The 10,649-nt window shown below is 71.9% G+C and carries 11 protein-coding genes and 1 pseudogene; 10 read left to right on the top strand and 2 right to left on the bottom strand.

The window, feature by feature from the left end:
- The 10 genes and pseudogenes from STRAU_RS18620 to STRAU_RS18580 form a co-directional block, all read left to right on the top strand.
- Window positions 1-1,689 (top strand): annotated as a pseudogene (locus STRAU_RS18620) (nitrate- and nitrite sensing domain-containing protein); the annotation flags it as partial.
- Window positions 1,690-1,698: 9 nt separating this feature from the next.
- Window positions 1,699-2,112 carry a roadblock/LC7 domain-containing protein gene (locus STRAU_RS18615; protein ID WP_016641908.1) on the top strand — a complete coding sequence of 138 codons (414 nt, stop codon included), beginning with the start codon at window positions 1,699-1,701 and terminating at the stop codon, window positions 2,110-2,112.
- Window positions 2,113-2,262: 150 nt separating this feature from the next.
- Entirely contained in the window at window positions 2,263-2,670 is a 408-nt protein-coding gene (locus STRAU_RS18610) for a DUF742 domain-containing protein (RefSeq protein WP_037660304.1), read from the top strand.
- Window positions 2,651-3,253, top strand: a complete 603-nt coding sequence (locus STRAU_RS18605) for a GTP-binding protein (RefSeq protein WP_016641906.1) — start codon at window positions 2,651-2,653, stop codon at window positions 3,251-3,253. Before STRAU_RS18610 ends, STRAU_RS18605 begins: the two co-directional genes overlap by 20 nt.
- A 341-nt stretch (window positions 3,254-3,594) precedes the next feature.
- On the top strand, window positions 3,595-6,984 hold the full coding sequence (locus tag STRAU_RS18600; protein WP_037660302.1) for a sensor histidine kinase: 3,390 nt from the start codon (window positions 3,595-3,597) through the stop codon (window positions 6,982-6,984).
- Window positions 6,985-6,994: 10 nt separating this feature from the next.
- Window positions 6,995-7,408 (top strand): roadblock/LC7 domain-containing protein, encoded by a 414-nt coding sequence (locus STRAU_RS18595; RefSeq protein WP_030361925.1) that lies wholly within the window; start codon window positions 6,995-6,997, stop codon window positions 7,406-7,408.
- 62 nt (window positions 7,409-7,470) lie between these two features.
- Window positions 7,471-8,097, top strand: a complete 627-nt coding sequence (locus STRAU_RS18590; RefSeq protein WP_052029145.1) for a DUF742 domain-containing protein — start codon at window positions 7,471-7,473, stop codon at window positions 8,095-8,097.
- Entirely contained in the window at window positions 8,078-8,662 is a 585-nt protein-coding gene (locus STRAU_RS18585; protein WP_030361923.1) for a GTP-binding protein, read from the top strand. Before STRAU_RS18590 ends, STRAU_RS18585 begins: the two co-directional genes overlap by 20 nt.
- A 96-nt stretch (window positions 8,663-8,758) precedes the next feature.
- Entirely contained in the window at window positions 8,759-8,902 is a 144-nt protein-coding gene (locus tag STRAU_RS44685; protein ID WP_016641900.1) for an NACHT N-terminal Helical domain 1-containing protein, read from the top strand.
- Window positions 8,890-9,192: a hypothetical protein gene (locus tag STRAU_RS18580; protein WP_016641901.1), complete on the top strand. Its 303-nt coding sequence runs from the start codon at window positions 8,890-8,892 to the stop codon at window positions 9,190-9,192. The genes STRAU_RS44685 and STRAU_RS18580 overlap by 13 nt, the downstream gene beginning before the upstream one ends.
- 50 nt (window positions 9,193-9,242) lie before the next feature.
- On the opposite strand, the gene STRAU_RS18575 is transcribed toward STRAU_RS18580, so the two are convergent.
- Both STRAU_RS18575 and STRAU_RS18570 read right to left on the bottom strand, forming a co-directional pair.
- The gene (locus STRAU_RS18575; protein ID WP_016641899.1) at window positions 9,243-9,434 is read right to left on the bottom strand and encodes an acyl-CoA carboxylase subunit epsilon; all 192 of its coding nucleotides are present in this window, start codon (window positions 9,432-9,434) and stop codon (window positions 9,243-9,245) included.
- A 57-nt stretch (window positions 9,435-9,491) separates the two neighbouring features.
- Window positions 9,492-10,649: acyl-CoA carboxylase subunit beta (locus STRAU_RS18570; protein WP_037660299.1), on the bottom strand; the 1,158-nt coding region annotated here is incomplete at its 5' end.

Below are 10,649 nucleotides of genomic sequence, written 5' to 3'. Positions count from 1 at the left end.
GCGCTGCCCGCGCGCGGCGGGGCCCAGGGGCCGTCGGCGGGGTCGCCGTCGGCCGGGTCGCCGGTGGCGCCGGGTGGTCTCGCGGGGGCCGGTGCGTCCGGGCCCGGCGGTGGCGCCGGTGCCCGTGGTCCCGAAGGGCTCGCCGGAGGCTCCGGCGAGCAGCGCCCGCAGGCGCCGCAGCTCCCCCAGAACCCGCAGACCCCGCGCCCCGGCTTCTCGCAGGGCAGCCGCCCCGGCGCGAACATGCCGCAGCCGCCGGTGCCCCAGCAGCGTACGAATGACGCGGGTCCCGGCGCGGGCTCCGGCTCCGACCAGGGCCGCAGGCCCCAGCTCCCGCCTCGCGGCGGGCCGCGCGCCGAGCTGCCGGGCGGCGGCAACCAGCAGCCCCGTACGCCCAGTTGGAGCGACGAGAACGCGCAGCCGCAGGTCTCCCGCGAGCCGTTCGACGCGCCCCGCGGCCACGAGGAGCCCGAGTCCACCGGCCAGTTCGCGGCCCCCGCGGGCCTCGCCGACGACCGGCAGGGCCCCGGCTCCACCGCGCAGTTCGACCGTCCCGACTTCGACGGCCCGCCCCCGGGCACGTCCGGCCAGGACGCCGACCGGAGCGGCGCGTCGCAGGCCCCGGGCGGGCAGAACACCGGCGAGTTCGTCCGCTCCGACGTCTTCGGCGGCCCCGCCCAGGGCACGCCTGGCACCCCGCAGGGCGGCCGGCCCCCTCACGGCACCGGCGAGTTCAACGTGCCGCGTCCGCCCGCGCCGCGCCGCGGCCAGGGTCAGGGCCAGCGCGGCGACCGCAACCAGGGCGCCCCGCAGCAGCCGCAGACGCCCGGCCCCCAGGGCCGGCAGCCGTCCGCCCCGCAGCGCCCGGGGGCCCAGCTCCCGCAGGCGCCGCAGCAGCCGCAGTCGCAGCAGCAGAACCCGCAGCAGGGCGAGCCCGAGGCCCTCCCGCCCGCGTCCGGCCCGCTGGACGGCCGTACGCCGCTGTACGACACGCTGGAGACCAACTGGTTCTCCCAGCAGGCGCAGCAGCAGGCCGAGCAGGAGCGGCAGGCCCAGGAGGAGCGCCAGGCCCAGGCCAACGAGGCGCAGCAGCAGGCCGAGCGGAACCGGCAGACCGAGCAGCGGCACCCGGGGCTGCCCCCGCGCCCGCAGCCCCGCCGGTCCAAGCAGCCCCAGGCCCCGCAGCGCGACAATGGCGCCGAGCCCGGCCGCCGTCCGGAGCAGGCCCCCCGGCCCGACGCTCCCCAGCAGCCGCTCCCGCAGCGCGACCAGCAGCTCCCGCAGCGCCCCGGGTCCACGCAGGGTCGCCCCGGCGGCCCCGCCACCCCGCCGCTGCCGCAGCGTACGGGCGGTGCGCCGACCGCGGGCGGCCCGAACGCGAACAGCAACAACACCGGCAACACCGCGTGGCGCACGACGCCGAACGACGAACTGGGCCGCCAGGCCGAGCGCGTCCGGCAGCCCTCCGCGGGCGGCGTCACCACGTCCGGGCTGCCGCGCCGCGTCCCACGGGCGAACCTCGTGGCGGGCACCGCACAGCAGGCACAGGACAGCACGGGTCCGCAGGTCTCTCGCGCGCCCGAAGAAGTGCGCGGTCGGCTGACCAATCTCCGTCGGGGCATCCAGCAGGGTCGCCAGGCCGGTACCGGCCAGACCGGCAGTTTCCCCACTCACCAGCAGGAGCGTTAGTTGAGTCCGATGAGCCAGGCGGCACAGAACCTGAACTGGTTGATCACCAACTTCGTGGACAACACCCCCGGGGTGTCCCACACGGTCGTGGTCTCCGCCGACGGCCTGCTTCTCGCGATGTCCGAGGGCTTCCCGCGCGACCGCGCCGACCAGCTCGCGGCCGTCGCCTCCGGCCTGACCTCCCTCACGGCCGGGGCCTCCCGGATCTTCGAGGGCGGCGCGGTCACCCAGACCGTGGTGGAGATGGAGCGCGGCTTTCTGTTCCTCATGTCCATCTCGGACGGCTCGTCGCTCGCGGTGCTCGCGCACCCGGAGTGCGACATCGGCCTCGTCGGCTACGAGATGGCCCTTCTCGTCGACCGCGCGGGCACCGTCCTCACCCCGGACCTGCGCGCCGAACTGCAGGGCAGCCTGCTCCACTAGCGCGGCCCCCGGGCCGCCCCGCCCCTCTCGGCCGCCCCACCGTCCGAGCGAACCGACCGAACGTCCCGACCACCGTCCGGCCGCCAGTCATGCCCCCACCCGGCTCTGTCAGACGGAACGCAGACAACTGCTGTCCCGCCCGGAGGATCCATGAACCCGCCCACCGCCTCTCACGACCCGTACGGTGCGTCCCATGCCGGGTACGGAGGTGAGGGCGACCAGCCGCTGGTGCGTCCGTACGCGATGACCGGCGGCCGGACCCGGCCCCGCTACCAGCTCGCGATAGAGGCGCTGGTCAGCACGACGGCCGACCCGGCACAGCTCATGGGGCTGCTCCCGGAGCACCAGCGGATCTGCCACCTGTGCCGTGAGGTCAAGTCGGTGGCCGAGGTCTCGGCGCTGCTCTCCATGCCGCTCGGTGTGGCCCGCATCCTCGTCGCCGACCTGGCCGAGGCCGGGCTCGTCGCCATTCACCAGCCCGGCGGCGACGAGAACGCCGGCGGCCAGCCCGACGTGACACTGCTCGAAAGGGTGCTCAGTGGACTTCGCAAGCTCTGACGGAGGCGCCTTCACGGACTCCGGCTCCGCCGGCCGGTCCACCACGTCCGCCAAGATCGTGGTGGCGGGCGGCTTCGGCGTCGGCAAGACCACGTTCGTCGGCGCGGTCTCCGAGATCAACCCGCTGCGCACCGAGGCCGTGATGACGTCCGCGTCCGCGGGCATCGACGACCTCACGCACACCGGTGACAAGACCACCACGACGGTGGCGATGGATTTCGGCCGCATCACGCTCGACCAGGACCTGATCCTCTATCTGTTCGGTACGCCGGGACAGGACCGGTTCTGGTTCATGTGGGACGACCTGGTGCGCGGCGCCATCGGCGCGGTCGTGCTCGTCGACACCCGGCGCCTGGCCGACTGCTTCCCCGCGGTCGACTACTTCGAGAACTCGGGCCTGCCCTTCGTCATCGCCCTCAACGGCTTCGACGGCCACCAGCCGTACACGCCCGAAGAGGTGCGCGAGGCACTGCAGATCGGCCCCGGCACGCCCATCATCACCACCGATGCCCGGCACCGTGCGGACGCAAAGAGTGGCCTGATCACGCTGGTCGAGCACGCACTTATGGCACGACTCAAGTAGGCGGGACCATACGGAAGTTGTCGTAGAGCGCACGGAACGATCTGTGTCCTTTGACACGGACGGCTGCCGTGTTCATAACGTTTCGACAGAGAATTGCACCGGCCCCGCGACACATCGCGGTCGGCCGGTCTCGCTGTGCTCACAAGAGCCCCGCCTTTTGGCGGGGCTCGCTCTTTATGACCGATTTATCTGAGGCTTACACCACTCGGAACTCTTCTTTCCTACTGTTTGGAAGAGCACTGCCTGACGTGCTGGAATGCGCTGAACTGCCCAGTAGCACGGGCCTTTGGAGACGACAGCGGCACCAGCGCAGGGGCCGCCGCCGAGAGGTTGTTGGTCGAGTGAGGCGAAGCAAGACGAGCCCCGCATCCCCGGACCGGGACACGCGGGGCAACTTCACCCCGCCGCCGCGCGCTGCAGCGCCGTCCGCGGACGTACCGGGCAGCGAGCCGCAGCAGGCCGCCTCCGGCGGTCGGATGTCGCCCAGAAACTGGCGTGTGCCGACCCGGCTGAACGCGATCCTCCTCATACCCGTGCTCGTCGGCCTGGTGATGGGCGGCTTCCAGGTCAAGGGCGCCATCGACACCTGGGACCAGGCCCGCGACGCCGAGGCCACCGCGCGCCTGGTGCGCGCCTCCCTCGACTACGGCAACCGCCTGATCGAGGAGCGCGACATCTCCGCCGCGCCGCTGCTCAAGGGCAAGAAGAACGACCCCGCCGTCGTCAAGGCCCGCAAGGCCACGGACGCGGCCGCCGCCGCGTTCGACGACGCCGCCGAGGACATGCCGCAGAAGGAGGGCCTCAAGCGCCGTCTGGACGGCTTCCGCAAGGTCGAGCCGAAGCTGGAGGGCCTGCGCGAGGCCGCGTACACCGACAAGCTTCCCGGCGTCGAGACCGAAGAGGGCTACGTCGGCATCCAGCACCCGCTGATGGAGTTCGCCAACGAGCTCGGCCTCGGCACCGGAAACATCACGTCCTACGGACGCACGGTCTACGCCGTCTCGCTGGCCAAGGCCGCGCTCTCCCTGCAGCGCTCCATCGGCACCCACATCCTGGTGGAGCCGGGTCCGACCCAGACCGACCTGTCCAGGCAGCGCGTCGCCTACTCCTCGTACGCGTACCTGGAGAACATCGCCATCCAGGAGTACACCGGCGGCGGCACCCCCGCGGACGTCAAGAAGCTCGAGGACGAGAAGAAGCGGATCACGGCCGCCGCCGAGAAGCAGTCGGAGGACGCCGCGGCCGCGGCCCGCGCCAAGGGCGAGAAGTACGTCCCGATGCCGCGCGCCGACAAGGCGACGGGCCTCATCGCGAGCCTGTCCTCCACCCAGCCGAGCGCGCGGGTCGAGCTCGCGGGCAAGGGCATCACCGCCCCCGCCCTGTGGGCCGCCACCACCCTCAGGTTCGACGGGTACCGCAACATCGAGGCGGACCTCGCGGACAAGGCCGTGAGCGAGGCGTCCGGCATCGCCGACGACGCCAAGACCGACGCGTTCATCACCGGCGCGATCGTCGTGGTCGCCCTGCTCGCCGCCTTCATCCTGGCCGGCCTCATGGCCCGCCAGATGAGCCGCGCGATGCGCAGCCTGCGCACCGCCGCCTTCGGCATCGCCGAGCAGCGCCTGCCGATGCTCGTCGACCAGCTCTCGCGCACCGACCCGGGCCGCGTCGACACCCGGGTGCAGCCCATCCCGATCACGTCCACGGACGAGATCGGCGAGGTCGCCCGCGCCTTCGACCAGGTGCACCGCGAGGCGGTCCGGCTCGCCGCCGAGCAGGCCCTGCTCCGCGGCAACATCAACGCGATCTTCACCAACCTCTCGCGCCGCAACCAGTCGCTGATCGAGGGCCAGCTGACCCTCATCACCGACCTGGAGAACAACGAGGCCGACCCGGACCAGCTGGAGTCGCTCTTCCGCCTGGACCACCTCGCGACCCGTATGCGCCGCAACGGCGAGAACCTCCTGGTGCTGTCCGGCGAGGAGCCGGGCCGCCGCTGGGACCAGCCGGTGCCGCTCGTCGACGTGCTGCGCGCCGCCTCCTCCGAGGTGGAGCAGTACGAGCGCATCGAGCTGTCGGGCGTCCCCGAGGCCGAGATCCACGGCCTGGCCGTGACCGACCTCGTGCACCTGCTCGCCGAGCTCCTGGAGAACGCCACGACGTTCTCCTCGCCGCAGACCAAGGTCAAGGTCACCGCCACCCGGCTCCCGGACGGCCGTGTGATGGTCGAGATCCACGACAAGGGCATCGGCCTGACCGCCGAGGACTTCGCGGACATCAACCACCGCCTCGCCAACCCGCCGACCGTGGACGCCGCGATCTCCCAGCGCATGGGCCTGTTCGTGGTCGGCCGGCTGTCCGACCGGCACGGCATCCGCGTCCAGCTCCGCCCCTCGGGCGAGCAGGCGGGCACCACCTCGCTGGTGATGCTGCCGGACAACATCACGCATGGTGGCGGTGGCGAACAGGCGCCGCACGACTCCGAGTTCACGGTCTCCTCGATCATCCCGGAGCAGCAGGTCCGCGAGGCCGAGCCGCTGCGCACGGCCGCCGAGCTGGGCTTCGACGACAGCCGCTACCAGGGCGACGGCCAGGACGCCGGCGACCAACTGGACCCGGTGGGCCGCTCGTTGATGCGCGAGGAGCGCCGGGCCGCCCTTGAGGCGCAGGCCCAGACCGGCCAGCCGGCCGGGGCGGGGCGTCCGCTGTTCCGCGACGAGGTCCAGGGCGGAGCCCAGGAGGCGTACGAGCAGCCGTCCGGCTACGCGGACCCGCAGGGCGCCTTCGACGGCACCCAGGGCGGATACCAGGACCAGCAGGGCGAATACGAGAACCAGCACGCCCCCTACGACGAGCAGGCCGGCTACGACGACCAGCACGCGGCGTACGACCCGGCGCAGGCCGCGTACGACGGGCAGCAGGCGCCCGGTTACGGCCAGGGCCAGGGCGGCTACGACCAGCAGCCGACCTACGACCAGGGCGGGCAGGCGTACGACGATCCGTACTACCCGACGCAGGACGGCTATCAGGACGGTGGCTACGCTGCCCATTCGGAGGGTGGCCACGACGGCCACGACGCTCGTACGGGCGGTGTCCAGGAGCCCTTCGCGACCTATCCGGAGCGTTCCCACCAGGACGACTGGCCCTTGCGGGACAGTTACCAGGACGACTACCAGGGCGAGTACGCTCCCGAAGCGGAATCCGCTCCGGCGACTGACGCGGGCGACGCCGAACGCGTAGGCTTCGACCGTCCGGGACCCGTCTCACCGGCCCCGTCCCCCGCCGCTCACGAGCTGACCGACGCGGGTCTCCCGCGCCGTGGCAGCGCCGCCGCGAACGGCAACGGGAGCGCCCCCGCCGCGCCGCGCCAGGAGAGCCCGAACGGCGAGAGCCACGACGGCGCGCAGGGCGACGCTCAGCAGGGCGAGCGGCAGGGCCCCGGCTGGCGTTCGTCCAACGACGACCGCTGGCAGCGCGCCGAGCAGTTGCGGGAGCCGAAGGCGGGCGGGATCACCTCGTCCGGGCTGCCGCGTCGGGTGCCCAAGGCCAACCTGGTCGAGGGCACCGCGGAACAGACCCCGCAGGGCGGCCCCCAGGTCTCCCGCGACCCCGAGGAAGTACGGGGCAGGCTGAGCAACCTGCGCCGCGGCGTCCAGCGGGGCCGCAGCGCGGGCAGTGACACGAATGGCCAGGGCTTCAGCCCTGATAGCACCTACAACCAGGAGCGTTAGTGTGAGCCCGATGAGCCAGGCGGCGCAGAACCTGAACTGGTTGATCACCAACTTCGTGGACAACACCCCCGGGGTGTCCCACACGGTGGTGGTCTCCGCCGACGGACTCCTTCTGGCGATGTCCGAAGGTTTCCCGCGTGACCGAGCCGATCAGCTCGCGGCCGTCGCGTCGGGTCTGACCTCCCTCACGGCCGGGGCCTCCCGGATCTTCGAGGGCGGATCGGTGACCCAGACCGTTGTGGAGATGGAGCGAGGATTTCTCTTCATCATGTCCATCTCCGACGGTTCGTCCCTCGCCGTACTCGCCCACCCAGAGGCGGACATCGGTCTCATTGGGTACGAGATGGCACTTCTCGTCGACCGTGCGGGCACCGTCCTCACTCCGGACCTGCGCGCGGAGCTTCAGGGGAGCCTGCTCAACTGACAGACAGACGGTGCGTATTCGCGTCCCGGCACCGTAAGGTTTCGGGACGCGGCTCCACAGTGATGGCGCCGAGCACAGTTTCGGAGGAGGAGTACGTGGCTGCAACACCCCCAGACGGTTCGTCTTCGGCCAACTGGCCTTCCGGCCACGGCCAGGGCCAGGGTGACGGTTCGCAGAACCGGTACAACTTCCCCTCCGCGCCCAGCCATCGCCGCCAGCCGCCGTACCGGCAGCCGGGCCCCCAGGCGCCCGGCCCGAGCCCGTACGGCCAGCAGCCGTACGCACCCCGGATCCAGCCCGTGCAGCCGCAGCGCCGCTCCCCGGAGCCGGCGTCCGCACCGGTGGCGTCCAACCCGCTGGTGCGTCCGTACGCGATGACGGGCGGCCGCACCAGGCCCCGCTACCAGCTCGCCATCGAGGCGCTGGTGCACACCACCGCACAACCGCATCAACTGCAGGGGCAGCTGCCGGAACACCAGCGCATCTGCAACCTGTGCCGCGAGATCAAATCGGTGGCCGAGATCTCGGCCCTGCTCTCCATCCCCCTCGGCGTTGCCCGAATCCTCGTCGCCGACCTGGCGGAGGCCGGTCTTGTCGCCATCCATCAGCCCGGCGGCGACGAGTCCGCCGGCGGTCAGCCAGACGTGACACTGCTCGAAAGGGTGCTCAGTGGACTTCGCAAGCTCTAGCGGCGGAGCAACAGCCCGCTCCACCACCAGCGCGAAAATCGTGGTGGCGGGCGGCTTCGGCGTGGGCAAGACCACGTTCGTCGGGGCGGTCTCTGAGATCAACCCGCTGCGCACCGAGGCCGTGATGACGTCCGCGTCCGCGGGCATCGACGACCTCACCCACACCGGAGACAAGACGACGACCACCGTCGCCATGGACTTCGGCCGCATCACCCTGGACCAGGACCTGATCCTGTACCTGTTCGGCACGCCCGGCCAGGACCGGTTCTGGTTCATGTGGGACGACCTGGTCCGTGGCGCCATCGGCGCGGTCGTCCTGGTCGACACGAGGCGGCTCGCCGACTGCTTCCCCGCCGTCGACTACTTCGAGAACTCGGGCCTGCCCTTCGTCATCGCCCTCAACGGCTTCGACGGCCACCAGCCGTACACGCCGGACGAGGTGCGCGAGGCGCTGCAGATCGGCCCGGACACCCCCATCATCACCACGGACGCCCGCCACCGGGCCGACGCCAAGAGCGCGCTGATCACCCTGGTCGAGCACGCGCTGATGGCGCGCCTGCGTTAGCCGTCCGAGGCACCCTTCGACGGGCGGCGCCCGCTTTCCGGATCTCGCCGGAACGGGCCCCGCCCGTCTGTGTGTTCACCCACAATGCCTGCATGAGTGCGGAAGCAGATCGCGGACGCGGTCGCCGGGCGCGTACAGCCGCTCCTGGAGCACGAGTTCCGGGGGCTGACGGAGAACGGCCGGGAGGCGGTGCTTGCCGCGGTCAGGCGCCGCGCACGAAGCTGTCCGTGGCGTATGTGAGCCTGCGCGCCTCCGAGGACGACGGAACCCGCCGCCGCGTCCGGCCCGCCCGCCCGATCCTGCGGACCGGCGCCCCGGAGTGGGAGCAGGCCGAGGCCGATCGGACGTCCGGGATGCGGGTGGAGGCGGCGCTCAAGGGTTCCCCGCGCGTGCTGCTGCGCGGCGAGGCGGGCTCCGGCAAGACCACGCTGCTCCAGTGGCTCGGCTTCCGCCTGTTGCGGCTCACCTTGTCCGGCAGCGGGCGGCCATGCGGTCTCGACCCGCTGCCGCCCGCCCCCGGAAACGGCTGAGCCCCGCCCTCCGGGAAGGAGGAACGGGGCCCGCCGCACGTCGGTGTTGCTCAGCCCTGCCAGCTGTGCGGGGCGCGGAAGCCCGGGGTGCGCTCCAGGCGGCGCCAGCCGGCCTTGTCGCGGCCCCGGTGGGTGGGAGCGGCGGGCTGGGCCGCGGCGCGGGCGAGGAGGATGGCGGTGATGGCCGCGACCTCCTCGGGCTCGGCGTGGCCCTTCTCGACGCGGATGTCGGGAGTAGTCATGTGCAGCGTTCTCCTTGTGGGTACTGCAGGCGGGACAGGGAAGTTCGGGGGGCGCCGCTACTGCGGCGGGTTGCCGTGCTTGCGCGAGGGCAGGTCGGCGTGCTTGTTGCGCAGCATGGCCAGGGAGTTGATCAGCACGGCGCGGGTCTCGGCCGGGTCGATCACGTCGTCCACGAGGCCGCGTTCGGCGGCGTAGTAGGGGTGCATCAGCTCGGCCTTGTACTCCTTGACCATGCGGGCCCGCATGGCCTCGGGGTCCTCGGCGGAGGCGATCTGGCGGCGGAAGATGACGTTGGCGGCGCCCTCGGCGCCCATGACGGCGATCTCGTTGGTCGGCCAGGCGTACGTCAGGTCGGCGCCGATGGACTGGGAGTCCATGACGATGTAGGCGCCGCCGTAGGCCTTGCGCAGGATCAGCGAGATCCGGGGCACGGTCGCGTTGCAGTAGGCGTACAGCAGTTTCGCGCCGTGGCGGATGATGCCGCCGTGCTCCTGGTCGACGCCGGGCAGGAAGCCCGGGACGTCGAGGAGCGTCACGATCGGGATGTTGAAGGCGTCGCACATCTGGACGAAGCGGGCCGCCTTCTCGGACGCCTCGATGTCCAGGACGCCCGCGAGGGACTGCGGCTGGTTGGCGACGATGCCGACGACCTGGCCGTCCAGGCGGGCCAGGGCGCAGATGATGTTGCGCGCCCAGCGCTCGTGGACCTCCAAGTAGTCGCCGTCGTCGACGAGTTCCTCGATGACCTTCGCCATGTCGTACGGACGGTTGCCGTCCGCCGGGACCAGGTCGAGGAGGACCTCGCCGCGGCGCTCGACGGGGTCGTCGGAGGCGGCCACCGGCGGGTTCTCGCGGTTGTTCTGCGGGAGCATCGCGAGGAGGTAGCGGACCTCGGCGAGGCAGGTCTCCTCGTCGTCGTACGCGAAGTGGCAGACGCCCGACGTCTCGGCGTGCACGTCCGCGCCGCCCAGGCCGTTCTGCGAGATCTCCTCGCCGGTCACGGCGCGGACCACGTCGGGTCCGGTGATGAACATCTGCGAGGTGTCGCGGACCATGAACACGAAGTCGGTGAGCGCGGGGCTGTAGGCCGCGCCGCCCGCGCACGGGCCGAGCATCACCGAGATCTGCGGGATGACGCCCGACGCCTTGGTGTTGCGCTGGAAGATGCCGCCGTAGCCCGCAAGCGCCGAGACGCCTTCCTGGATGCGGGCGCC

The organism is Streptomyces aurantiacus JA 4570 (genome assembly GCF_000414115.1).
Taxonomy (GTDB): domain Bacteria; phylum Actinomycetota; class Actinomycetes; order Streptomycetales; family Streptomycetaceae; genus Streptomyces; species Streptomyces aurantiacus_A.
The sequence above is the reverse complement of the archived record's forward strand: the minus strand, read 5'-3'. Positions and strand labels throughout refer to the sequence as shown.

Excerpts from the sequence above, each read along its gene's own strand:
- STRAU_RS18595 (WP_030361925.1), top strand. The coding sequence starts at position 6,995 with ATGAGCCAGGCGGCGCAGAACCTGAACTGGTTGATCACCAACTTCGTG.
- STRAU_RS18615 (WP_016641908.1), top strand. The coding sequence starts at position 1,699 with ATGAGCCAGGCGGCACAGAACCTGAACTGGTTGATCACCAACTTCGTG.
- STRAU_RS18575 (WP_016641899.1), bottom strand. The coding sequence starts at position 9,434 with ATGACTACTCCCGACATCCGCGTCGAGAAGGGCCACGCCGAGCCCGAG.
- STRAU_RS18590 (WP_052029145.1), top strand. The coding sequence starts at position 7,471 with ATGGCGCCGAGCACAGTTTCGGAGGAGGAGTACGTGGCTGCAACACCC.
- STRAU_RS18610 (WP_037660304.1), top strand. The coding sequence starts at position 2,263 with ATGAACCCGCCCACCGCCTCTCACGACCCGTACGGTGCGTCCCATGCC.